The organism is Pseudooceanicola sp. NS-SX9, assembly GCF_057380705.1.
Genome location: NZ_JBXXRN010000009.1, coordinates 24,266 through 46,923, shown reverse-complemented (window position 1 = coordinate 46,923; position 22,658 = coordinate 24,266). Strand labels below are relative to the sequence as shown.

General features: G+C 61.0%; 15 protein-coding genes and 9 pseudogenes. 8 read left to right on the top strand and 16 right to left on the bottom strand.

Annotation, left to right across the window (positions count from 1 at the left end):
* Positions 1–135: 135 nt before the first annotated feature.
* Positions 136–292 (bottom strand): annotated as a pseudogene (locus AC2ITM_RS25150) (helix-turn-helix domain-containing protein); the annotation flags it as partial.
* A 130-nt stretch (positions 293–422) separates the two neighbouring features.
* On the opposite strand from AC2ITM_RS25150, the gene tnpA reads away from it, so the two are divergent.
* Positions 423–791: an IS66-like element accessory protein TnpA gene (gene tnpA, locus AC2ITM_RS25145; protein WP_486471066.1), complete on the top strand. Its 369-nt coding sequence runs from the start codon at positions 423–425 to the stop codon at positions 789–791.
* Positions 792–1,239: 448 nt separating this feature from the next.
* Here tnpA and AC2ITM_RS25140 read toward each other — a convergent pair.
* Positions 1,240–1,476, bottom strand: a pseudogene (locus AC2ITM_RS25140) (transposase); the annotation flags it as partial.
* On the opposite strand from AC2ITM_RS25140, the gene AC2ITM_RS25135 reads away from it, so the two are divergent.
* The 3 genes and pseudogenes from AC2ITM_RS25135 to AC2ITM_RS25125 all read left to right on the top strand — a co-directional run bounded on the left by AC2ITM_RS25135 (position 1,415) and on the right by AC2ITM_RS25125 (position 3,761).
* Entirely contained in the window at positions 1,415–1,657 is a 243-nt protein-coding gene (locus AC2ITM_RS25135; RefSeq protein ID WP_486471076.1) for a transposase, read from the top strand. The pseudogene AC2ITM_RS25140 and the gene AC2ITM_RS25135 overlap by 62 nt on opposite strands.
* Positions 1,611–1,907, top strand: a pseudogene (locus AC2ITM_RS25130) (transposase); the annotation flags it as partial. The gene AC2ITM_RS25135 and the pseudogene AC2ITM_RS25130, both read left to right, overlap by 47 nt.
* Before the next feature lie 387 nt (positions 1,908–2,294).
* Positions 2,295–3,761 (top strand): O-antigen polymerase, encoded by a 1,467-nt coding sequence (locus tag AC2ITM_RS25125; RefSeq protein WP_486471065.1) that lies wholly within the window; start codon positions 2,295–2,297, stop codon positions 3,759–3,761.
* Between the two features lie 277 nt (positions 3,762–4,038).
* Here AC2ITM_RS25125 and AC2ITM_RS25120 read toward each other — a convergent pair.
* The 7 genes and pseudogenes from AC2ITM_RS25120 to AC2ITM_RS25090 all read right to left on the bottom strand — a co-directional run.
* A pseudogene (locus tag AC2ITM_RS25120) lies at positions 4,039–4,466 on the bottom strand (transposase domain-containing protein); the annotation flags it as partial.
* A gap of 68 nt (positions 4,467–4,534) precedes the next feature.
* The gene (gene tnpB, locus AC2ITM_RS25115; protein ID WP_486471064.1) at positions 4,535–4,888 is read right to left on the bottom strand and encodes an IS66 family insertion sequence element accessory protein TnpB; all 354 of its coding nucleotides are present in this window, start codon (positions 4,886–4,888) and stop codon (positions 4,535–4,537) included.
* 114 nt (positions 4,889–5,002) lie between these two features.
* Complete coding sequence (locus tag AC2ITM_RS25110; RefSeq protein ID WP_486471075.1) at positions 5,003–5,305, bottom strand: transposase; 303 nt, start codon at positions 5,303–5,305, stop codon at positions 5,003–5,005.
* 385 nt (positions 5,306–5,690) lie between these two features.
* Positions 5,691–6,659 carry an IS5 family transposase gene (locus tag AC2ITM_RS25105; RefSeq protein WP_486471063.1) on the bottom strand — a complete coding sequence of 323 codons (969 nt, stop codon included), beginning with the start codon at positions 6,657–6,659 and terminating at the stop codon, positions 5,691–5,693.
* An 804-nt stretch (positions 6,660–7,463) separates the two neighbouring features.
* Positions 7,464–7,817 (bottom strand): annotated as a pseudogene (locus tag AC2ITM_RS25100) (IS3 family transposase); the annotation flags it as partial.
* A gap of 53 nt (positions 7,818–7,870) precedes the next feature.
* Positions 7,871–8,998 (bottom strand): annotated as a pseudogene (tnpC, locus tag AC2ITM_RS25095) (IS66 family transposase); the annotation flags it as partial.
* Positions 8,908–9,147 carry a transposase gene (locus AC2ITM_RS25090; RefSeq protein ID WP_486471074.1) on the bottom strand — a complete coding sequence of 80 codons (240 nt, stop codon included), beginning with the start codon at positions 9,145–9,147 and terminating at the stop codon, positions 8,908–8,910. The pseudogene tnpC and the gene AC2ITM_RS25090, both read right to left, overlap by 91 nt.
* A 154-nt stretch (positions 9,148–9,301) precedes the next feature.
* Here AC2ITM_RS25090 and AC2ITM_RS25085 point away from each other — a divergent pair.
* Positions 9,302–9,463, top strand: a pseudogene (locus AC2ITM_RS25085) (transposase); the annotation flags it as partial.
* A 68-nt stretch (positions 9,464–9,531) separates the two neighbouring features.
* Here AC2ITM_RS25085 and AC2ITM_RS25080 read toward each other — a convergent pair.
* Together AC2ITM_RS25080 and AC2ITM_RS25075 are read right to left on the bottom strand one after the other, a co-directional pair.
* A pseudogene (locus AC2ITM_RS25080) lies at positions 9,532–10,020 on the bottom strand (ATP-binding protein); the annotation flags it as partial.
* A pseudogene (locus AC2ITM_RS25075) lies at positions 9,969–10,178 on the bottom strand (helix-turn-helix domain-containing protein); the annotation flags it as partial. The pseudogenes AC2ITM_RS25080 and AC2ITM_RS25075, both read right to left, overlap by 52 nt.
* A gap of 377 nt (positions 10,179–10,555) precedes the next feature.
* Here AC2ITM_RS25075 and AC2ITM_RS25070 point away from each other — a divergent pair.
* Positions 10,556–12,058 (top strand): oligosaccharide flippase family protein, encoded by a 1,503-nt coding sequence (locus AC2ITM_RS25070; RefSeq protein WP_486471062.1) that lies wholly within the window; start codon positions 10,556–10,558, stop codon positions 12,056–12,058.
* Positions 12,059–12,095: 37 nt separating this feature from the next.
* Here AC2ITM_RS25070 and AC2ITM_RS25065 read toward each other — a convergent pair whose 3' ends face one another.
* The 5 genes from AC2ITM_RS25065 to AC2ITM_RS25045 all read right to left on the bottom strand — a co-directional run bounded on the left by AC2ITM_RS25065 (position 12,096) and on the right by AC2ITM_RS25045 (position 18,907).
* Complete coding sequence (locus AC2ITM_RS25065; protein WP_486471061.1) at positions 12,096–14,330, bottom strand: hypothetical protein; 2,235 nt, start codon at positions 14,328–14,330, stop codon at positions 12,096–12,098.
* A gap of 107 nt (positions 14,331–14,437) precedes the next feature.
* Positions 14,438–15,604 (bottom strand): nucleotide sugar dehydrogenase, encoded by a 1,167-nt coding sequence (locus AC2ITM_RS25060; RefSeq protein WP_486471060.1) that lies wholly within the window; start codon positions 15,602–15,604, stop codon positions 14,438–14,440.
* Between the two features lie 44 nt (positions 15,605–15,648).
* Positions 15,649–17,088, bottom strand: a complete 1,440-nt coding sequence (locus AC2ITM_RS25055; protein WP_486471059.1) for a mannose-1-phosphate guanylyltransferase/mannose-6-phosphate isomerase — start codon at positions 17,086–17,088, stop codon at positions 15,649–15,651.
* A 140-nt stretch (positions 17,089–17,228) separates the two neighbouring features.
* A complete protein-coding gene (locus tag AC2ITM_RS25050) occupies positions 17,229–17,756 on the bottom strand; it encodes a YdcF family protein (RefSeq protein ID WP_486471073.1) in 528 nt (175 codons plus the stop codon).
* A gap of 128 nt (positions 17,757–17,884) precedes the next feature.
* Complete coding sequence (locus AC2ITM_RS25045; protein ID WP_486471058.1) at positions 17,885–18,907, bottom strand: replication initiator protein A; 1,023 nt, start codon at positions 18,905–18,907, stop codon at positions 17,885–17,887.
* Between the two features lie 431 nt (positions 18,908–19,338).
* Between AC2ITM_RS25045 and AC2ITM_RS25040 the strand changes: the two genes are divergently transcribed.
* Both AC2ITM_RS25040 and AC2ITM_RS25035 read left to right on the top strand, forming a co-directional pair.
* Complete coding sequence (locus AC2ITM_RS25040) at positions 19,339–20,718, top strand: AAA family ATPase (RefSeq protein WP_486471057.1); 1,380 nt, start codon at positions 19,339–19,341, stop codon at positions 20,716–20,718.
* A gap of 190 nt (positions 20,719–20,908) precedes the next feature.
* Positions 20,909–21,913: a ParB/RepB/Spo0J family partition protein gene (locus tag AC2ITM_RS25035; protein ID WP_486471056.1), complete on the top strand. Its 1,005-nt coding sequence runs from the start codon at positions 20,909–20,911 to the stop codon at positions 21,911–21,913.
* Positions 21,914–22,658 lie beyond the last annotated feature (745 nt).

Genomic DNA, 22,658 nt, shown 5'->3' with positions numbered 1-22,658 from the left:
GGTGCTTGATCCGCCAGTCACGGAGCTGCTGCTGGCCCTTGTAGGCGAAAAATTCCTAGCCTCGGTCCGTCTGGATGAGCTGAATGGAGAACGGCATTTCCTCCACCACCTGATCGAGGAAGGCGAGCGTCGATGTTGCGGCTGGCGGCTCTGGTCCACCAATCCGGCCTCATAGCGGCACCACCATTTCCGGAGCGTCGGGCACGACACGCCACAGCGCCGGCATGTCAGTCCCGGCGTCCCCGGTCCGTTGATAGGTCTTCACCCAGATCAAGCGCGCGGCAGGGGGCATGGCTTCACCTCCCATCTGTTGAAGATGGGGGAAGGTGACGTCAATTGTAGCCGCCTGCCTGACGAAGGCTGGGCGAGCTAAGACACGTGCATAAAGACGTAGTTATGCACGTGTCTTAGCGGGAGAGGCCATGCTGGTCGAAGTTCTGGGCGTTGAGCGGCGCCGGTGGTGGAGTGATGACGAGAAGCTCGAGATCGTGCTCGAGGTGGGTGTTGGCGGGGCCTCGGTCACGCAGGTTGCCCAACGGCACGAGTTCACGCGGTCGCAGATCTATGGCTGGCGTCGTGACCTGAAGAAGAAGGGGCTTTGGTCGCCGGATCTGGGCGCGGTTTTTCTGCCGGTCGACTTCGGGCCGCATTCCGAACCCGCACACTCCCCTGCACCCTTTCGGCCGGTCCTTGTGGAGCTACGAATTTCCAATAGTCGCTGCCTCCGTTTCGACAGCAGCATGGATGGCGAGGCGCTGACCCGGCTGATCCGTGCGGAGGAAGCGGCATGATCGGTCCGGGCACCGGCGTTCGCGTCTACTTGGCCGCTCGCCAATGTCGCTCGGACCATTTATGGATGGCTCCCGCGTGGCAAGGGCTTTTCGTGGTACTTTGGCATCTGGTCGCTTGCGGCCATTTATTCGGCGTCTGTCTACAGCACGGTGGCTGTGCGCCCTGATGAAAGTCCGCTTGGCTGCTATGGATCCCGATCAATGGCACGCGCTCAAAGCGCTCCGGTCCGAACAGGGTATCCCGGCAGCTTGTCCGTCAGATGGCCATCATCTCACCTTGCACCTCACCATCTCGTTTGGGGCGCAGATCGCCCCGCGGTTCTCAAGCGGCGCGCGCCGCGTCGTAGCCAGTCCCGTTTCTCAGCAAGGCCCAGACGGCCCGCGGATGCTGTCCCAACTGATGGTGTAGCTTGCGGCGGGCCTCGCGCTCAAAGGCGGGCCGAGTTGGTCAGTCGCGCTGCGCCGCAGGCAGGCTGACCGGGACATCATCGCAGACTGGGGCCAGCGTTTCCAGTGTCAGGTATCTTCCGCGCTGCACGGTCCATTCCTCGGTTTGCTCCATCAGGATGGCGCCGACGAGACGGCGGATCGAGGCTTCGTTCGGGAAAATCCCGACGACATCGGTGCGCCGCTTGATCTCGCCGTTCAGGCGCTCGATTGGATTCGTGCTGTGCGGGTCGCTTCGCGACCTTGTTCCCGACGATCATGTGCTGGCTCGAGTCGACCGCGTGCTCGAGTTGTCATGGCTTCATGATGAGGTAGCCGAAGTATACATGCCTGGCGCGGGCCGTCCTGCCATCGACCCCGAGTGTGCCTTGCTCCGACGAGGATCGCTATCTTTACCAGCGGCACCGCTGGCGTTCTGAGGGTTACCATGGCGAAGCGAAGGCGTGGCACGGCCTCGCACGCGCAGTCCGTCGCGGCCTGCAGAACATGCGGATCCAGGCCTTCCTTACGGCGGCGGCGATAAACCTGAAACGGCTGGCCACCGCCTTCATCCTCTATGTGCTTTGCGCCCTTCGGCGACACGTCAGAAATGTCCTCCGGTCGTCGAGTGGCGCCACGGGCCGCCTTGGCATGATCCGGACCCCATCGTTCGACATTGTTGGCCGATGAACCGTCGCGACTGTTCTTGGACCGCTTTTTCAACAGCCCCACACGGCAGCGCTGCCAAGTGGTCGACAGCACGCGGGCGGTGGCCGCCTTGATGCCCTCATGGGGTGAGAAGGATCTACCCGACATCATCCAAGACAATCTGACGGGATTTTTGGCGGAGCCGGATCCGACGTCCATCGCGGCACGGCTCATAGCCGCCTTTGACAATCCATTGGCCGCGTTGGCTTGTGCTGAGGCCGCTGCCGAATTTATACATAGGGAATGCGCCTGGCCTGTTATTGGTCGACAGATGGCAGCAGTCTACCGTGATATTTGCGATGGAAATGCACGACTTGCACGACCTTAGCACCAAACATTTTTGCCTGGCACAGGCGCGGAGCAGAGACGATGCAGGTCCGCCAATCCCTTGAATTCAACACCGTATATAAGGTTCTCAGCCTCTATGGTCTGGTGGCTGCACTATTTTGCTTCCTGCTGTTTCCCGGAGACCCAAGGTGGATGTTGCTGGGTATGGGGCAACTTTCCCTGACCGCACTTCTGGGGCTGCCGTCGCTGATGTCACGTCCGATCCGGATCACGGATCCGATGAACTTCGTCCTGATCGCCATCTTCATCGGCACAGTTCTGGGTAGTCTTATGTTGGGCTTCGGCGACAGTTCGCGGCGTACCTATATCATGGCGGACTGGGATGTAGGAGATTATGCGCTCGGATCATGCTACATGGTCGTGTCACTTCTGTTGCTCAGCGTGGGGTACTGTGCGTGTGAGCGCCGCATCGCGATCGAACGAGTGCTGCCCGATACTTCCCGCTTTTCTGATGCGGGGTTGAAGCTTGGCCTGATCATCGGTGTTGTCGTATCGCTGCTGTCCATCATCCTTTACATGAAGAGCACAGGTGGTTTCAGCCTGTCCTCGATCGGCAAGAAGCGTGCCATCGAGATCGCAAGTGGCGGCGAGGTCGTCTATTCGGGCGGCGGCTACGTCATGATCCTGACTTATGTATCGAACTTCCTTCTGTTGATCATGCAGGCCTATTATCTGCGCCTTCAGCCGAAGCTGAGGCCAGGGGTCAAAATCCTGCTGCTGTTCGTTTTCATGCTAGCTATTTTCCTGCCCTTCGTGGCCAGCCGCAGGGGAGAACTGATCAATACGCTTTTCGGGCTGATGTTTGTCTACACCGCGTATCGCGCACTGCGGTGGTCTCAGATCCTGATGCTGATGCTGATTGTCCTGTCGCTCTTCGGTTTGATGACGGGGCTCCGCACCAGCGCCCAGGCTGGTGGCGATAGCGCTTTCCAGAACCCTCTGACGGCCCTGCCCGAAAGCGGTAATGGCCTGGCCATCGCCAGTACCTCGGCAGTCATTTTCTCGGTTCCCAAGCGTATGGACTACCAGCTTGGCAGCACGATGATGACTTGGCTGTTCGCCCCGATTCCACGTTCAGTCTGGCCCAACAAGCCCGACACAGCCTTGGGCAAACGGATTAAGGGAGAAATCTATCAGAAGCGGGTGATCCGGACCGGCACGCCAACCTCTGTGATGGGCGAAGGCTACATGAATTTCGGGCTGGCCGGCTTCTTGCTAATCAGCTTCGGTTTTGGCTATGCGCTGCGTCTGACCGCGAACACTTTCCTGCCGGTTCTAACCGTGTCGCCCTTGGTCCCAGTTCTGTACTATATCAGCGTCATGAGCATGACGGAGCTGACCAATGCGAACGTGTCGCAAGGGATCGTGCGCTTCATGATCCGTATCTTGGCATTCCTGCTGACTTATGCGCTGTTGCGGTACATCATTGCCAGGCGATCGGCCAAGACCGAAGGGGAACCGGCGGGCTATGTGACTGCCGGCGAATAGCCGGTTAAGTGGACCGTAGGCACCTCTGTGGTTGCCGTCCGTTATGCAAGAGGTTTCCAACCTTCCTCGGCAGGTGATCGATTGCGGTCCTCTGTCAGGGCCTTCCTTGGCGGCATGCCCTAAAGCGTAAGCTGTCCACTTAATCTTCTTGGCTTACGAAAGACATGACGGTTTCGATGGGCCCCCGTCCCATGTTGCGATAGCCCAAATGGGGACGCTCGGTGTTGTAATGAACGGTAAGCGCCACGCTGCTCCCCTCCTGCCATGTTGACGTCGACTGGGCGGGCACGACATCGAGACGTTCGGAGACGTCTTCGCCGATCCTGGCCATCTCACTGCACCCACAGGGACACGGCGTGCTCGCAGGCTCGATGACCCGCTCGATCCGAGGCAGATGCTTTGGAAGATGCCCACGGTTGCGGTTGGGGGTGCTGCGTTCGGCGGGGCTGTCGCCCTTTAGCGCCCGCCGCGCCCTCTCCTGCGCCGCCTCCAGGACGCCCTGCGCGACCTCGACATCCTCGGGCGGCAGGTTGAACTGCTCGGGGTCGAGCTTCTCCGACCGGGGCCGAACTTCTCGCGGCGCAACTCGCCGACGATGCTCTCCAGCCGCCGCTGGGCCTCGACCGCATCCGCCAGCGCCGCCTCGGTTTCCGCGAGGCGCGCCTTCAGGCGAGCATTCTCTTCTGCCAGGGCAGTGTCGGTCATGACCGGATTCTGGCACATGGCCCCTGGCGCCGCCATCGTCAAAGAGCGCCCGAGTCATTCAGCCGCAGCTATCCCGCCAGCTCAGGCCGCCGGACACGCTCGGGACGGACAAGCCGCCAGTCGAGGCCCTCGAACAGGGCGGCAAACTGGGCCGGAGACATCTTCATCACGCCATCCTGCACCCGGGGCCAGACGAACTTCGCCCCCTCGAGCCGCTTGTGCACCAGGACAATTCCGGTCTGGTCCCAGACCAGCACCTTGATCCGGTCCGCACGCTTGGCCCGGAACACGAAGGCCGCACCGCTGAACGGGTCGAGGCCGAGCGTCTCCTGGATGGCCAGCGCCAGCCCGTCGATGCCTTTGCGGAAGTCGACCGGGCGCGTGGCAACGTAGACGCGCAGGTCGCCGCTCGGCGAGATCATTGCAACGCCGCCCGGACGGCACGGATCGTCCGGGTCAGCTGCGCCTCGTCGATATCGGAACGCACCCGCAGGATGACACCATCCAATTCCAGCTCCATCAGGCACGACCTCGCCTCACGAACCGTCGCACCCATCGGTCGCCGGCGTAGAAGGGGGCTCAACGACAAGCGACGCGAACATCGGCTCCGACGCCGTCTCGGAAGCAAGCGCGAGCTGGCCAGACGCAAGCTTCTTGCGCCAATCATAGACCTGCCAGCGCGTCACCCCGTGCCGACGGGCGACGTCCGAAACCCTTACCCCGGGCACCAAGCTCTCGGCCGCGATCCGGGCCCGTTCAGCCTCGCTCCGAAGACGGCGGCCAGACCGCCCCTCCAGAACCTCGATCGTGCCCGCATAGCCATCCGTCGAGCCGCCCATTTTGCCGTCCAATCCTGCCTCGTCTCGGCAGCAGGACTCTCACAGCCGACGTCAACATAGCAGGAGGGGAGCAGCGTGGCGCTTACGATTGGTTCTGTTCAGCGAAATCGCTTGACGGACGAGGACCCGTTACCGAAGTCTGAACCCTAGCTCCAGGACGCTCAGCCGGTTCTGAGCAAGCTTGGTATCCGCATCCCGCTTCCGCGGAGCCTTTCCTTTCGTCGACTGATCCATGAGCCGATCCTCCTTTCCCCAAATAGCACGGAAAGAAGGTTAAGTGGACACATAGTCCGACCTAACCTAAAGGATGGCGTGCGTAACACTTAAGAAGGGCGCTGTTGCACAAATCAGATGATGACCGCAGTTCCCCTTTCTCCGGACACACTTATCCCAGTGCCACGGTGACCGGGATGCCGAGGGCAGTGAAGCGGTTCATTACCGCCGCACGGATCTGAACTTCGGCAACCTGGCGGTCGAAGTCGCGGGACATCAGCTTCTGTCCGAGTAGCTTTACGCAGTTCATTTTCGTTTCCACTCTGCTACGTCGGTGGTAGCCGCTCCAGTTCCGCCACAGCGCCCGGCCAAGATGCTTTGACGTCCGCAGTATCTCGTTGCGCGCTCGGGCTCCTGCCGTGTCCGGCTTCCAGGGTCTCGCGTTGCGGCGGGGCGGAATGATTGCTGCCGCACCGCGGTCAGCGATGGCGTCGTGGCAGGCGCGCGTGTCGTAGGCACCGTCTGCTGTAACGGTGGCAATCTCCTGATCCGGGGGCAGCTGGGCAAGCAGGTCCGGCAGCATCGGCGCGTCGCCGACATTGCTGGAGGTGACCTCGACTGCCCGGATCTCCAGCGTTTCCTCATCGATCCCGAGGTGGAGCTTGCGCCAGACCCTTCGTTTCGAGCCGCCATGCTTGCGCGTGTGCCACTCGCCTTCGCCTTCCACCTTGATGTCGGTGCTGTCCACGAGCAGATGCAGCGGCCCCTTGGAACCGCGATACGGGATCGTCACGTTCAAGGTCTTCTGGCGACGTGACAGAGTGCTGAAGTCCGGCACGGACCAGCCGAGCCCGGACAGTTCGAGCAGGCTCGCCACGAAACCGCGTGCCATTGTCCTCGGACCAATGGCGGACAACGGCACGCCTTGGCGGAGCGGCAGCCCGAGGAGTGTCTTGAGGGTGAGGCAGGCCTGGATCGCAGCGTCGCTATAGGCCTGCTGACGGCCGCGACGCCCCGACGGAATGGCTTCCCAATGCATCGAGGGATCGAACCAAACGGTCAGTGATCCGCGCTGCCTCAGCGCCTGATTGTAGTTTTGCCAGTTGGTGGTCTTGTAGGTCGTCTTCGGAGGTCTGCTCATACCTTCCGGCTACTACATTGGATTCGCGAGCTGAATCCCTCGCCCCTTTGTGCAACAACGCCCTTAAGAAGTGTATTTGCGATCATTTGCAGTTATTTCATTGAAAACGTTTGTAAATATGTTATTTTGGAAGGAAGATCACGATCTCCAAAGGCAAACTGTACGTATACGTCTCTATTTTAGGGTGAGAGTATTCAATGTTTAGTTAACTTTTGGTGCGAATCTGTTATGAGAAGAAGAGTGGGGCTTCTGCCAAAAGTCCGGTATTTGGGCGGGATCCCGGATTAACTTAGTGAAGTAAAACGTGAACCCCTATGTGGAGGCTTTTGTGGCCATGAAGAAAATTTCAGCAGCTGCCCTTTTCGCCTGTGTGCTTGCACCAAGCTTGGCTAGCGCCGCCGAGCCGACGACGGGTCAGAAGTCTAATCCGACCATCAACCCTAGTGAGGTGGCTCTGGCTGTGAATGGTGCGGTCAACCATGCGTACAATGCCACGGAGGACAACGTCGCAGAGCTGGGCATGATGGGTGGTTCCGGCGCTCTGGTTGTGTGCTTGGCGGCAGGTGCATGCAAGGGTGGATCTGGTATCACGACGACTGGCAGCACCTCCACTTCTACTACGAATTAATCTGGTCCTGCCTTTTGCTTTTGGGGCGAGATTTGATATCTGTTTTTGTAGCCTGGTCAACCTTTGGTTGATCAGGTTTTACTTTGCTAGGATGAGAGAAGCTGCGGATTATGAGAGCGGCTTTTAAGATTTCTGCAACGCACCTTGCATACGCTGTGTGAATAGCCCCGAGTTTCTTAGACGCCTTCGCGTTTCATCATCTGCTGCCGCTCGAACTTTGCGGGCGACAGCATCCCGTTCCTCGCATGCTTGCGCTTCGGGTTGTAGAACATCTCGATGTAATCGAACACGTCCTGCCTTGCGTCTTCGCGCGTCCGGTAGGTTCTGCGCCTGATCCGTTCGCGTTTGAGCAGATTGTAAAAGCTCTCGGCGACTGCGCTATCATGGCAATTGCCACGGCGGCTCATGGAGTACTCAAGGTTGTGGGCGCGCAGAAACGCAACCCAATCCATGCTGGTGAATTGGCTGCCCTGATCGGAATGGATCAGCACCCTTGCCTTCGGCTTGCGCAGCCAGCCCGCCATCGTGATCAGAGTGCTCTGCCCCCTGAAAACTGTAACCGGTGTTTCCGCCCCACGCGTGTTCAGCTTGACGGGGTGAAGTTCCATGGCAGGAGCTCGTCGATCTGTCTGGCCGGATGACCGGCGGCGATCGCTTCGAGGGTCGCCTTCAGATAAGCGAAGGGTTCCACGCCATTGACCTTCGCGGTGGCGATCAGGGAGGCGATGCGGGCCCAGGTACGACCGCCCTCGTCATGTCCTGCAAAGAGGGCATTCTTTCTCGTCAAGGCGATCGGCCGGATCAGGTTCTCGATGGCGTTTGAGTCGATTTCGATGCGACCGTCGTGGAGGAAGGTCTGCAGTCCGCCCCAGTGGCGATGGATGTAGGTCAGCTTTTCACCCAGCCGCGACTTGGCCGAGATACGCAGGCGTTGTGCCTGCAGCCAATCACCGAACTCGGCCACGAGGGGCACGCTGCGGGTCTGGCGGGCCGACAGGCGCTGACCGGGGCCCATGCCGCGGATCTCGGCCTCGATGCGGTAGAGCTCGGCAATCCGGCGCAGTCCCTCGGCAGCGATCTCGGATCCATCCCGGTCGAAGACCTCCTTCAGCTTCCGGCGACCGTGTGCCCAGCAATGCGCGACCGTGATCGGCGCGCCGCCCTTGCGGGAGGGGCGCGTCAACCGATCGTAACCGGTGTAGCCGTCCAATTGCAGGATTCCGTCGAAGCCCTGCAGGATCTGTTCCGCGTGCGCGCCTGCGCGGCTGGGATGGTAGGTGAAGACGACACCGGGCGGATCCTCTCCGCCCCAACCGCGGTCATCACGCGCCAGAGCCCAGAGGTAGCCGGTCTTGGTCTTGCCCCGACCGGGGTCCAGCACTGGGGCGGTGGTTTCGTCCATGAACAGCTTGGTCGATCCTTTCAGGTGTTCGGTCAGCCGGTCGACCACGGGGCCGAGGTGGAACGCGGCTGTGCCCGCCCAGTCCGCCAAGGTGCTGCGGTCGATCTGGATGTCGGAGCGGGCAAGGATCTGGCTTTGCCTGTAAAATGGCAGGTGGTCCGCGAACTTGGACACCAGGACGTGCGCGATGGCGCCCTCGGTCGGCATCCCGCCTTCGATCAGCCAGGGCGCTGCGACAGCCTGAGTGACCCCGTCCGTGCAGATCCGACAGGCATACTTCGGCCGGATGTCGACCAGCACGCGGAGCTGCCGTACCGCTCGGCCACGGAGTTCACAGTCACGCCGGGCTTCAGCGTTTCCGAAACCGCACGGGCCTTGGCCCCATCCGGCCAGCGCCGATGACCCGAGGCATGGACCTCGACGCCCAGAGAATTGAGAAACGATCTGATCGCGCACATTGCGAAACGCACTCCCCATCATGAGATGCGTATCACTTCGCAATCGACGCCACACACGGCAACGTGGGCTACAGACACCGGTTACTGAAAACTGGACCGTTTGAAGCTGGAGTTTTCGGCTAGGCTTTCCTGGCTGGGCGAGGAGCGGAAACGCATGAAGGCATCGAAGTTCACGGAGGCACAGAAGGCGTTCATCCTGAAGCAGGGCGAGCAGGGAACACCCGTTGCGGAGACCTGCCGCAAGGCGGGGATCAGCCAGGCGACCTACTTCAATTGGAAGAAGAATTATGGCGGATTGCTGCCGGACGAGATGCGTCTGTAAATGCTGGATCAAAATTCCCCAGATGTGCTGGCGCAAATTTCCCCACCTAATGGGTTCGGGGATCAGCCGTGCAGGTGATTGGCGCCTCCGTTCTTGGGTGACCGGCCGCGCCTTTTCTGGGGCGGCGGCGGGGTGATGGTGGCGTGCGACCGGGTGTGCTCGGGCATCAGGTCAGCGTGGCCGCGCAGGCGGTAGCTGGCACCCTTGATCTGCACGACGACCGCGTGGTGCAGCAACCGATCCAGCAACGCGGTGGCGACGACGGGATCGCCGAAGCCCTCACCCCATTCGGCAAAGCCGCGGTTGGAGGTCAGGATCATCGCCCCTTTCTCATAGCGGGCGTTGACGAGCTGGAAGAACAGGTTCGCGCCGCCGCTGGTGATCGGCAGATAGCCGATCTCGTCGACGATCAGCAGCGAGGACCGGGCGTAGAACCTGATCTTTTCCGGTAGGCGTCCTTCACGTTCGGCCTGCGCCAAGGCATCAATGAGTTCGGTCAGGCGGCAAGCCTGTCGACCAGGTAGGTGCGATACTCCTCGGCCAGCCGCTCCTCCGGCTCGCGCGGCCCGTAGACCGGCACATCAAGACCGCGCTCGAGGTATTTCCGCACTGTCCTGCGGTCGAGCCCGGTCTGCCGCGCGATCGCACTGACGCCGAGGCCCTGCCGCTTCAATCCCAAGATCATCACGATCTCCCTCAGTTCCACCACCTGCGCGCCCTTCCATTGGCATCAGCAGGGGTAATTCTGCGCCGCCGATGGTCCGGGGGGCATGCCCCCCGGACCATCGGAACCAGCGCCAAACTGGGGAAATTTCATCCAGCGCTTTTGGGGAGATTACGTCCAGCACTCACAGCGTCGGCTGAAGGCGCTCGAGGACGAGAACACGCGGCTGAAGAAGATCGTGGCGGACCTGACGCTTGACCGGGAAATGTTGCAGAACGTTATCCGGCGAAAGATCTGAGGCCTGGGCGTCTGCGAGAGATCGTGACCGGGATGTGCGTCGACTGGAGCGTGCCTATCCTGGGGGCGCTTGGCGTGCCAAGCACCACAAACTCATGTTCCCCTATTGCATCGCTAGACACCGCATGTTGAACATGACGGCATTTCAGGCACTTTTTCAGGCGATACACACCTTGAGCCTTACCTCTAAAACTTTCAAAAGCGCCCTGTGGATGCTGGCCCGCATCGCTGGTCGGCAACTAGCCAACGCGGCACTCTTTTTCTGGCTAGCGGTCATCCTACCACCCCAGGAACTGGGGATTGCCTCACTAGGCGTCACCCTTGCGATCTTCAGCCTGCCAATGGTCAACCGAGGCATCCGAGAAGGCATCATCCAGCGTACTGAAGTGACCCCGGAGCTGCTGGATACCGCCTTCGTGGTCAACGGTTTTCTGGGACTGTTCCTGATGATCGTTCTTGCCGCGCTGGCCCCTCTAGAGGCCTATATCTTCGGTGACCAGAGGCTCATTCCACTGGCGCTAGTATCTAGCTTGCTACCTCTGGTGACGGCCTTAGGTAACCTTCAGGAATCGTACTGGGAACGGGAATTCAAGTACAAGAAGATCACTATTGTCTATCTGGTGACCTCGGTCATAGCGACACTCGCAGCTGTTCTCGTGGCGCTTCTGGGACAGGCGCTTTGGTCTCTGGTTGTCTTCAGCCTTCTGTCCTACGGATTGAACTCGCTCCTGATGTGGATCTTCGCAGAATGGCGGCCAAAGGCACGCTGGAACAGAGCCGAAGCAGTCCGCCAGATCCGTTTCGCGTTGCCCATTATCATCAGCCAGACCATCGCCACTGGGAACCAACGGATCGTAGAAATGCTGGTCGGGGCTCTTCTGAGCCCCGGAGCAGCAGCCTACTTCCGGTTTGGTAGCAACTTCACGCGACTGTTGCACCAGACGATCATGACCCCGGTTATCCAGGTTTTGACTCCGGCACTAGCACGCAGTAAAACCGATCCACAAACCAACCTATTCAAGATCCTAACCGTGAACTCGACGGTACTGTTCCCCGTCTACTTAGGGGCTGCGCTGGTTCTGCCGGAATTCGTCACCAGTGTGTTCGGCGCAAAGTGGGCCGAAGGCGGCACAGTGGCATCTATCCTGTGTTTCGGCGTCTTCGCATCGCTCATTGGGCCTGCGGCATACCCGGTCCTGGTGATCCACAACCGAGGGCACTGGACTGCCATTCTGGCCTCTGGGACTATGATCATCACTATGATCTGCGTGTCCGTGGGCACCTATTTCGGCGTCAGTGGTGCTGCCATGGGATATGCGCTGCAGACCCTAATTTCGGTTCCCCTTGTGCTTGGGATCCTGCATTACAGCTTGGGCATGTCGCCACGTTACATCAGCTCTGCCTTTCTGCCGCAGGTACTACTGACATTCACGGTGCAGGCCCTGCTATACTGGGGCTTGATGCCTCTACTGACAGACCATTCTCTCGCAATCAGGATCTCGATCACTCTGCTCAGCGGTTTGGTGATCTATCTTGCCGGAATGCGGTTCGTAGTAAAACCGTTGGCACCACAGTCCTACAAGACACTGGCCCAAATCTTGCCGGGACGTATCAGACGTTTCTCCTGATACGTCCCTCAGGCAGAGCACCCCCGTGCTCTGCCGCTTACAGCGCGTACCCCATACGGGAGGCTGTACGGTCGATCGAACGAACGATCAGGCTGTCCCCGCTTGCCGCAACCTTACCGGACAGTTCCACCCTCATAGCATGATTCGTGAAATCAACCGCAGTGTGGCGTGTCACCGTGCCAAGGATCTTCGAATTGGTAAGATCCAGCAGCCGCGCTACGGTGATCAATTGGCTAGTACCATTGACAGCTACCTGAAGGTTCAGTTCCCAACTCTTGCAGGTCGCCGTATTGGGAACCGAGAACGAGATATTCGTGTCATCATCGGGATCCAGCGGCTGGCCATCTGAATCAGTATCGATAGCAGTGCGCCAGATCAGGGTCTTCTCGCCTAGCTCACCACTGCACTCGCCAATCACCTGCCACTTCATCACGTCTAGGTTTGTCAGGGTCCCCGCTGGGATCACGATGCTGTTTCCGATCAGCGTCTCTGTCTGGCTTGTCACCGTGATCGTCGAAAACGAGCGCGAAATCACGCCGGAATTCAGCAGTACATCGACGCTCTTGCACATGTTGCCCTGTACGACTGCCCGCAGTGCCGAAGTCCCGAAGTCGAAGCTGGAGATACCACGGTTACCAATCAGTTCGATGCCGATCTTGTCGCTGCTGCTGGCAGTCAGGATCCTTGCACCCTTTTCGGATTGGAAGGTGTTCTCATTAATCGCCCCTCCCTTGGCCGTTTCCGAAACCCGCAAGGAATATAGGCCGGCGTCTGAATAGAAACGGTTGCCTACCACCCGATTCCGGGTTCCATCAAGTTCAACGTGAATAGAGGACTGCGGTTCGATCCGGCATTCCTCAACATAGCAATCCGAAGTTTCCGGAGGGAAGTAAATTAGGCTTGAATGCTTAGTATTCCCATTGAAGGTAGTACGAACAATTCCGCAATTCTGCGCCGACGAAAAGGCAATCAGGTTTTTCCCGGTGTTAGTCGGATCGACTAAGGAACCAGTGTTGAAGGTGCTGTCAATCACTCGGACGTTGCGTGAGTTCTCGCCGATAGCAACCGGCGTGTCCTCGCTATTGCTGGTGCTGGTTCCATAAGACTTCTTGTAGGTTTCGATATGGCTGAAGTCGGTATCGTGAGACAGGCACTTGATTTCGAACAAGCGCTCGAAGGCGCTGGACTTCACGTTGTGAACACGGCTGTAGGACATCGCATTGCCATAGCAGAATCCAAAGCTTCTGCCTCCAGTTTCTGGATCGGATCCGGACTCGCAAGTAATGCGTTCGAAGTCGGCCTCGTAGCATCCTTGGCGTTGGATCGCAGCACCACTGGCAGTGCGCATTCTTAGATTGTAAATTCTGGGTTGATAGGCGATGAACGCACCATCACCATATACCCCCTTGCCGACCGGCCGGCTGGCCGCCGTACGCAGAGAGTAGTTGCTGATCCAAGCCCCGGTCGCGGAAGTGCCAATGACCCCGGCTCCAGCTGCAACCGTTTTGTCCAGTGGCCGCTCCAGATAGAGCTTACTGCCCACGACGGCCAAGATGCGCAGCCACTGCCCGAAGATTGGCAGGCCCAGGTTGACCGTCATGCCCGGATTAGCTTCTCCAAACAGAACGATATCGTCGGGAGCGTAGGACGCTGCATGGGCCGCATTTTGCAGGGTGACTGAATAGTCGCCATATCCCACTGCCTGCAGCTTCTGCCAGTTCCCCAGCACCATATCCGCCGGATGCATCATGCCGCATCGGATGGCACAGGTATCCAGAAAGGCCTTGCTTTGCTCTGCTGTCCGCGTGTTCTCGATCAGGGTCCCCCCCCCATCCAGCGTAATCCCGCCTCCCCAGTGCATGATCGGCTTATCCACCTTGCAATGCCCTTCGGAAGCCATCTCGATACGGCCTCCCTGTCCGGCAGAAAACAGCCAGTCTACCGCCTTCTGCAGGTAAATTGAGTTGTTCACCGCATCTGCATCGTTGCCGGTGAATTTAACGCCAAATGCTTCGGCCTTCAGCTCGTACTTATTGAGATTGACATAAAGGCGTGCGCCGCCGGCCGTAGTGATATGCGGATCCGCTGCCTGCGGCACCTCGGTGTAGCTGAAAGCCCCTACATCCCAGATCGAGCCCTCCCCGAAACCCGGCGTCGTGCTGGCTTGGAGGGTTGAAATGTCGCGGAAGGCGACAAGGAATCCACCGTCCATCATCCTGTACGATGGATAGTCCTTGGAATATGCAGCGCTGCCAGAATAGATAATCGCCATGTCCACACCTCTACTGCCCCTTTTCTGGGGCGCGTTCAGTCCTGTCTGAACCCTAAAAAGGTGTGCTTAACGATCTTCTCTCGAGCCGTACGCCTATGATCAAATTCTTAATCCTTCCCAAATAGATCCCTAGTAAAAACCTTCTCTCGCACGTCCTCTAAAGTCTTGTCCCATCGATTGGCGACAATGAGGTCCGCCTCGGCCTTGAACCGATCCAGATTAGTCATAACACGGGAGTGGAAAAACATCCGCTTGCTCAGCACGGGCTCGTAGACGATGACATTAATCCCCTTAGCCTTGATCCGCTTCATGACACCTTGAACAGAGCTTTCTCGCACATTGTCCGAACTCGCCTTCATCACAAGGCGGTAGAAACCAACCGTAGTAGGTCGGCGAGCCAAGATCTGCTCGGCCATGAAGTCCTTGCGCGTCGTATTGGCCTCGACGATTGCCCGGATCAGATTTTGCGGGACCTGACTGTAGTTAGCCAACAGCTGTTTGGTGTCCTTGGGCAGGCAATAACCGCCATAGCCGAAGGAAGGATTATTGTAATGGCCTCCGATGCGGGGGTCGTAGCCAATACCCGTGATGATCTCTCTGGTATCCATGCCAAAGCTCATGGCATAGCTGTCCAGTTCGTTGAAATAAGCAACGCGCATGGCTAGGAAGGTATTGGAAAATAGCTTGATCGCCTCGGCTTCGCGGCTACCGGTGAAAAGGACGGGCACATCCCTGTCCAGCGCCCCCTCTAGCAGCAGGTTGGCAAAGACTTTGGCCCGCGCACTCTTCTCTCCGACGATGATCCGCGATGGGTGAAGATTGTCATACAATGCTCGCCCCTCGCGCAGGAACTCGGGGCTGAACAGAATGCAGTCGCAGTCGAAGCGGTGATTGATCTCTTCAGTGTAGCCCACCGGGATCGTCGACCTGATCACGATGCTCGCCTTCGGCTCCAGGCGCCGGACCGTCGCGATGACATCCTCGACGGAACTGGTATCGAAACGATTGCTGGCGGGATCGTAATTGGTAGGCGTGGCGACGATGACGAAAGCAGCGCCAACATAGGCCTCGACCGGATCAAGGGTGGCTCTGACATCGAGAGCCTTCCCCGAAAGGAAGGCCTCAACTTCATTATCCGAAATCGGAGACTTCCGGAGATTCAGCATATCGACCTTGCTGACATCCGGATCGAAGGCAACAACCTGATGGTTCTGAGCCAACAGGATGGCGTTAGACAGACCGACGTATCCGATCCCCGCTACGGCAACCTTCATGTTCTCCCCCAGGATGAGTCTCGGCAACCATAGGCCGAAACTCATCAGCTGCGGGCATAAATATCCTCGTAACGAACAATATCATCCTCGCCGACATAGGCGCCCGTCTGGACCTCGATCAGCACCATCGGCACGCGGCCGGGGTTCTCCATGCGGTGGACACAGCCCAGCGGCAGATAGATCGACTCGTTCTCGGTCACGAGTTTCACTTCGTCATCGCAGGTGACGCGGGCCGTGCCCTCGACGACGATCCAGTGTTCCGAGCGGTGGAAGTGCGACTGCAGCGACAACGAGCCACCCGGATGCACCATGATCCGCTTGACCTGGAAGCGGTTGCCGACGACCAGGCTTTCGAACCAGCCCCAGGGACGGTGATCCTTGGGGAAGTGCGTGGCCTGGGTGGCCTTCTTCTTCTTCAGCGCGTCGACCGCCTTCTTGACGTCCTGGGCCCGGTCCATCGGCGCCACCAGCACCGCGTCGTTCATCGCCACGGCCATGATGTTGTCGAGGCCGATGCCGACGACTTCCAGGTTCTCGCTGTCCGAGCGCAGCAGGGTGTTGGTGCAGTCGATGGCCGTTGCGCCACCGCTGGTCACCACGCCGTTGGCATCGGGGCCGGCTTCACGCCAGACCGCATCCCAGCCGCCCAGGTCCGACCAGCCGCCGTTGAAGGGCACGACCGACAGGTTCGGCGCCTTTTCCATAACCGCATAGTCGATCGAGATATCGGTGGCCTTGGACCAGGCCTCGGGCGCCAGCCGCAGGAAGCCCAGATCGGTCTTGGCATCATCGACGGCCGCCTGGACGGGGCCGACCAGCTCGGGGCAGTAGGCCTCGAAGGCGGCGACGATGTCCTTCGCCTTGAACAGGAAGATGCCGGCGTTCCACAGGTAGGTGCCGGCGTCGAGCATCTGGGATGCCTTCTCGGCGTCGGGCTTCTCGACGAACTTCGACAGCTTCACCGGAGTGGTGCCCTCGGGTTTGCCCGAAAGCTCCAGGTAGCCGTAGCCGGTTTCCGGGCGGGTGGGGGTGATGCCGAAGGTGACCAGATCGCCGGCCTCGACCGCGGCAAGGCCCGCGGCGACGGCGGCGTGGAAGGCCGCGGCATCGGGGACCACGTGGTCCGAGGGGGCGACCAGCATGATGGCTTCGGGGTCGGTGTCCATCACGCGCAGCGCAGCCGCCAGGATCGCGGGGGCGGTGTTGCGGCCCTCGGGTTCGATCAGGATGGCGCCGGGATCAATGCCAATGGCCTGCAGCTGCTCGGTGACGATGAAGCGGAAGTCCGAGTTCGTCAGCACCATCGGTGCGGCAAAGCCTAGATTCTTTGCCTGTCCGGCCAACCGCTTGGCCGAGGCTTGGAACAGCGTTTCCTCGCCGACGAGGGGAACGAACTGCTTGGGATAGCTCTTTCGGGAGAGCGGCCAGAGCCGAGTCCCGGAACCACCGCACAGAAGGACGGGAGTAATGGTCGTGAAAGACATCCGTCAAAACCTGCTTTTAAAAATTCTCTGCGATCACTGTTAACAGGGATTGAAACAGGCTCAACCCCTGTAGCCAACCCATCCCCGATGGCACGGCCATTCCTAAACGCACCGCAGCCAAATCAGGCAAGCCCCAACCCTTAGTTAAGGAAGCGCTGAGGCAGTGCGTCCTGGCGCCCTATCCAGTAGGCTAGACTGTAACTGGCAGCACGCAGGATGTTGAGCCCCCATTTCCCCCCCTCCATTACGAAGTCCGCCACCCTGGGCGGGAAAGGGTCTGCCCGGCATACAGCGCTTGGCACGGCACCACCCTTCAGAGCTGCTACCCATGCGAAACTGGCAATGCTGCGTACGACATGGAACCCCGAAGTCACGAGGACATAGTTCGAAGAGAGTAGCGGCATGGAATAGAGCGCATTCTCCAGCGTCGACAAGCTACGCCCCTCGACGATGAGGAGCGCTGGATCCGCTCCGGTCGCTAGGGCCTGCTCTCGCATTGCCTCGCCCAAGGAAATGGTCGGGTTGGCCACATAGCCGCCGCTCAGCACCAACCGTCCGACCACACCGCGAGCCATCAGATCTAGCCCGGCTCGCACCCGCCGGGCCGTATCCCCCCCAGGCTTACCTGTCGCGGCTTTCTGGCCGGCCGACAGCACAACCGCGTCCATATGCGTCGGCCAGGCCGGCAGGGTTGTGCAGCGAGGAAAAAGGTAACCCGCCAAGGACATTCCCATGAAGCAGCAGAAACAGGCGGCGCCCACCAGCCCGAGGCGCCAGACGATCCGTAGTCCCCTCCTCATGCAGCACCCACCTTACGGCGCACGAAACCCAGGAAGGCGCTGGAAGCCGAGCGCAGCCGTGGCCGGCCCGAGGCCGCCCAGAAGCCGCGCCACTCGGCCTCAAGCGCATAGACGTCAGCGCCCGGCATCAGGGCCCGCGCCGCCTCGAGCGTGGCGCTGGAGAGCGGCGGCGCATCGGCCCCCGGATCGGCCAGAACCCCGCGGCGGGCGAAACGGATGATGTCGCCCTCTTCCTCGCTCATCTGGTAATCGGGCAGGGTGTCGCCCTCGATCATGTCGCGGATCATCTTGCGGAACACCCGCCGCGGCGAGGCGCTGCCCGATTTTTTCAGCAGCAGCTCGACCGAGATCCGCCAGCTTTCCTGCTTGCCGCAGTGCTTGCGCGCCAGTTCGTAGATCCGCCGCTCCAGCGGCTTGCGCAGCCGGAAGTAATCGCGCGACAGCGTCAGCACCGATTTCGACAGCACCGCCCGGAACAGCCAGTCCGACAGGGTGACCGTGACGCTGACCATCCGGCCGCCGCGGGTCTTCTTCACGATCTCCCATTTCTCGATCAGGCCGAAACCCGTCGTGACCTCCTCGTCGCCGGTGACGATGTTGGTGGTGATCCTTGTGCCCGCCAGCCGCTCGAAGCTTTCGCGCAGCCGGCGGTAGGCATCGCCGCTGGTCTCGCGGTTGGTGGCCACCAGCAGGTCGTGGGCGCGCAGGGTGATCGTGCGGCTGACCGCGCGCCCCGCGTTCAGCCCCGCCATCAGCTGGCTGATGCAGAAGATCAGGATGTCCTTGTCGTGGATCGTCGCCAGCCCCTTCATCGAGGGCGTCACCTCGATCGTGGCACCGCGATGTTCATAGCGCAGGATGCGCCGGTCGGGCCGGGTCGACAGGCTGAAGACCGGATGCTCCATCGTCGCCATGTCATCCTTGGGGATGGCATCGAAGATGTCGCACAGGAAGAAATCCACCTGCTGTGACTGCGGCAGCAGGGATGCCCCCTGCCCCGCCGTGATCGCTCCGGCCATTGCCCGTACCCGCCTTGCCTGCTCGTCCACGCGCCCCTGATCGCGGCCTCGCCGCCCCCGGGATCTTTCGTGGTTTCATTGACACCCAACCTAGAGCGCCCCCCTGCCCCGGTCCAGCCTTCAGATCGGGGGTTCGGAATCGCCTCAACGTGGGTTCAGAGTCACTGCAACGTGGGTTCAGATTCACCCTGCATCGAAAATCATCCCCCAGAGCCTTGTTTCAAAAGGAGATCTGTAAGGGGGTGACATCCCTTAACACTATTAATAACACATATCTAACACTTGAAGAAATATGCACAGCCCCCCGAAGCGCCCTTTGGACAGGCTGGAAAGCCTTTATTTTTCAGAGAAAATACCGCCTGAATGCCGATATTTGTTCCATGTGCTGGCTTTCGTGGTATGTTTCGTGAAACACAGCACATGAGGGTGAAATGAGCGAGGCACTGCCCCCCTATTTCAATATCGACCCCGACCGGGCCCTGAAGGATCTCGGGCCCGCCTTCTCCACCGCCCGCTTCTCCGAGATCGCCGAGGCCTGCGCCCGCGGTCGCAGCGACCTCGCCTCGCGCGGCCTGGACGAGACCGGCCGCAAGAGCCTGCGGCTCTTCTCGACCTGGGAAATCACCCGCTACCTGATCCCCGTCGCCACGCCGCATTTCCGCCGCGTGCTGCGCGCCAATCCCGACCTGCCCCAGGGCCGCTCCGAGACCGAGGGCGGCGCCAAGTGGTTCACCCTCGACGAGGTGCTGCGCCTGCGGGCCCACTTCGCCGCCGAAGGGGCAAAGAACAAGGAATACCTGCCCTACCGACCCGAGGGGCTGCCGGCCAAGATGGTGGCGGTGGCGAACTTCAAGGGCGGCGTCGGCAAGACCTCGACCGCGGCGCATCTGGCGATGTCGGCGGCCCTCGACGGCTACAGGGTGCTGGTCCTCGACCTCGACAGCCAGGGCTCGATGACCTCGATCTTCGGCGGCGCGGTGGAGGATGAATTCGAGACCGTCTTCCCCCTGCTGGCGCGCCACTACGCCCGCCATCTGCGCCAGGAGAACCAGCGGCGCCTCGATCGCGGCGACCCGCCGATCCCGCTCGACGACACGCTGAGCGAGGCGCTGGAGGTGAAAGCCGCGGACCTGATCCAGAAGACCCACTGGCCCAACATCGACCTGATCGGCGCGCAGCTGAACCTCTACTGGTCCGAGTTCCAGATCCCGGTCTGGCGGATGCAAGCGCGCAGCTGGAAGCTGTGGGAAGCGCTGACCGAAAGCCTGGAGGCCGACGGGGTGCTGGACCAGTACGACGTGATCTTCCTCGATACGCCCCCCGCGCTTGGCTACCTGACGATCAACGGGCTGTCGGCGGCCGACATCCTGCTGGTGCCGATGGGGGCCTCCTTCCTGGAGTTCGACAGCACGGGACGGTTCTTCGACATGCTGCACTCGACCTTCGCCTCGATCGAGGAGGGCGAGAACATCGCCGCCCGCGCGTTGGGCCGCGAGGAACTGGCGTTCGAATGGGACGCGGTGCGCGCGGTCATCACCCGCTACGACGGCGCCCAGCAGGGCGAGCTGTCCTCGCTGATGCAGGCCTATCTGGGCCAGGTCCTGGTGCCCGAGCGGCAAGATTTCACGGCCCTGATCGGCCAGGCTGGAGAGCAGGTCTCGGGCATCTACGAGGCCGATTACCGCGACTTCAACCGCGAGACCTATGCCCGCGGCCGCGCCACCTTCGACGAGACCTACGCAGCCTTCAAGCGGCTGCTGATCGGCACCTGGCGGCGCGATGAATTGGCGGCCCGGGAGGCTGCGGAATGAGACCGGGAAGGGGGCTCTGCCCCCGTCCCCTCCGGGGACTCCCCCGGAGTATTTCCGGTCAGATGACAGGGAACAGGTGGTTCTTTCATCTGGCCGGAAATACCCCCGCCGGCGGCACGGCCCAGCGGGCCGTTTCGCGCGCGAAACATTTGCCGCATCCCGGGGATGCGCTGCTCAAGGAGGACCCCGCATGGCCAAGCGCAGGCGCCTGACCCCCGCCAACCCGACCTTCCTGGGAGGCCCCGAGGAGGAGGAGGCCCTGGAAACGAAATCCGTTTTCCCGGCACCTGCCGGTCCGGCCAAGGCCCGTTCCCGCGCGCCCATTGCGGAGGTCGCGGGCGAGGCCTCGGCCGCGGCCGCGCTGAGCGAGCTTTCCGATGCCCTGCAGCAGGCCCGGGACGAGGGTCGGCTGGTGCAGGTGCTGAAACTGTCGGAGATCGACACGGGCCACCTGGTGCGCGACCGCATCCTGGCGGACGAGGAAGAGCTGCAGGCGCTGGTCGCAAGCCTGCGCGCTCGGGGCCAGCAGACCCCTATCGAGGTGGTGGATCGGGGTGCCGGTGCAGCCCCCCGCTACGGCCTGATCTCGGGCTGGCGGCGTCTTGCGGCGCTGACGCGGCTTGTGCAGGAGGATCCGCGCTTTGACCGGGTGCTGGCCCTGGTGAGGGCTCCGAAAAGCGCGGCAGAATCCTATGTGGCTATGGTCGAGGAAAACGAAATCCGGGTGGGTCTGAGCTACTACGAGCGTGCCCGCATCGCGCTGAAGGCAGTCGAGCAGGGCGTCTACCCGGAGATCGGCGAGGCGCTGCGCAGTCTTTTTGGGAATGTTTCGCGCGCGAAGCGCTCGAAGATCCGCAGCTTCACCGTGGTGGTCGAACAGCTGGACGGGGTGCTGCAGTTCCCGACCTCCATCGGCGAACGCCTGGGGCTGGAACTGGCCAAGCGCCTGACCGAGGAGAGGGGCGCGGCGGCCCGGTTGCGCAAGGCGCTTGGCGCCGCGGCGCCAGAGACGGCCGAGGCCGAGCAGGCCTTGCTGCTGCACCGGCCGGCCACGGCACGTGCAGCAGCAAGGCCTGTGGAGCCGCCTGCGGTGGACCTGTCGTTCGATCCCGCAAAGGGGTGCCTGGTGCTGACCGGACCCGGGGTCGATGACGCGTTGGTCCGGAATCTGAAGGCCTGGCTGAAGAAACGCTGAGGCCGCTCGCGGCAGTGTGGCTGGCCTTGCCATCTGTCCGGTCATAGCTCCGGGGGCAATGTTCCGGGAGGCCCAGCTGTCAGTTCCGGGAGGGCGCCTGATCGGCGCCCTATGCATGATCGGCATGGCGTCTTTGAGGAGAACGGACAGTCGTTTTCGATCTGCTGCGTGTATCTCCTGAACTTCTGGTTCTCCGGTTTCGGCCCCAAGACGTGTCATCTCTTGCCGTAGTTCATGCACGGACGGAGGGCCGTCGGCCGCCCTCATGGGCGGGGATGTCAACGCGGTGCAATGGAGTGCATCCCTTCAGGATCTGCTGCGTCAGACCGGCTTTCGGGCAGAATGCAAGCTGACACCGACCTGGCGGCCGCGGGCGGGTGTGCAGGACGTTCCCTTCGACCATGCCCTCTGGTGCGGGGCGGGCTGCGGCTTGTCCCTGTCATGCCAGTGGGCCAGAGCATGGGGTCAAACCATCTGGGGTTTCTGGTGACGGCGCGGGGCCAGAGGGAATGTTTCGCGCGCGAAACGTAGAAGAGGGGGCTCTGCCCCCGTCCCCTTCGGGGCCTCCCCCGAGGTATTTGAGACAAGAAAATGAACAGGGGGCGGTGCGGATCCGGCGCGCGCCTTGTTTCATCTTTCCCCAAATATGCATGGCAACGCGGGTCGCGGGCGGGCGGCCTGGTTTCATCTTTCCATAAATACGGACTGTCGGGCGGCGGGGGCCGGGCGGGACTGTTGGGCGGGG

Coding starts and splice junctions, on each gene's coding strand:
- tnpA (WP_486471066.1), top strand. CDS start 423: ATGCTGGTCGAAGTTCTGGGCGTTGAGCGGCGCCGGTGGTGGAGTGAT.
- AC2ITM_RS25125 (WP_486471065.1), top strand. CDS start 2,295: ATGCAGGTCCGCCAATCCCTTGAATTCAACACCGTATATAAGGTTCTC.
- tnpB (WP_486471064.1), bottom strand. CDS start 4,888: ATGATCTCGCCGAGCGGCGACCTGCGCGTCTACGTTGCCACGCGCCCG.
- AC2ITM_RS25110 (WP_486471075.1), bottom strand. CDS start 5,305: ATGGGCGGCTCGACGGATGGCTATGCGGGCACGATCGAGGTTCTGGAG.
- AC2ITM_RS25105 (WP_486471063.1), bottom strand. CDS start 6,659: ATGAGCAGACCTCCGAAGACGACCTACAAGACCACCAACTGGCAAAAC.
- AC2ITM_RS25090 (WP_486471074.1), bottom strand. CDS start 9,147: ATGTGCGCGATCAGATCGTTTCTCAATTCTCTGGGCGTCGAGGTCCAT.
- AC2ITM_RS25070 (WP_486471062.1), top strand. CDS start 10,556: ATGTTGAACATGACGGCATTTCAGGCACTTTTTCAGGCGATACACACC.
- AC2ITM_RS25065 (WP_486471061.1), bottom strand. CDS start 14,330: ATGGCGATTATCTATTCTGGCAGCGCTGCATATTCCAAGGACTATCCA.
- AC2ITM_RS25060 (WP_486471060.1), bottom strand. CDS start 15,604: ATGAAGGTTGCCGTAGCGGGGATCGGATACGTCGGTCTGTCTAACGCC.
- AC2ITM_RS25055 (WP_486471059.1), bottom strand. CDS start 17,088: ATGTCTTTCACGACCATTACTCCCGTCCTTCTGTGCGGTGGTTCCGGG.
- AC2ITM_RS25050 (WP_486471073.1), bottom strand. CDS start 17,756: ATGGACGCGGTTGTGCTGTCGGCCGGCCAGAAAGCCGCGACAGGTAAG.
- AC2ITM_RS25045 (WP_486471058.1), bottom strand. CDS start 18,907: ATGGCCGGAGCGATCACGGCGGGGCAGGGGGCATCCCTGCTGCCGCAG.
- AC2ITM_RS25040 (WP_486471057.1), top strand. CDS start 19,339: ATGAGCGAGGCACTGCCCCCCTATTTCAATATCGACCCCGACCGGGCC.
- AC2ITM_RS25035 (WP_486471056.1), top strand. CDS start 20,909: ATGGCCAAGCGCAGGCGCCTGACCCCCGCCAACCCGACCTTCCTGGGA.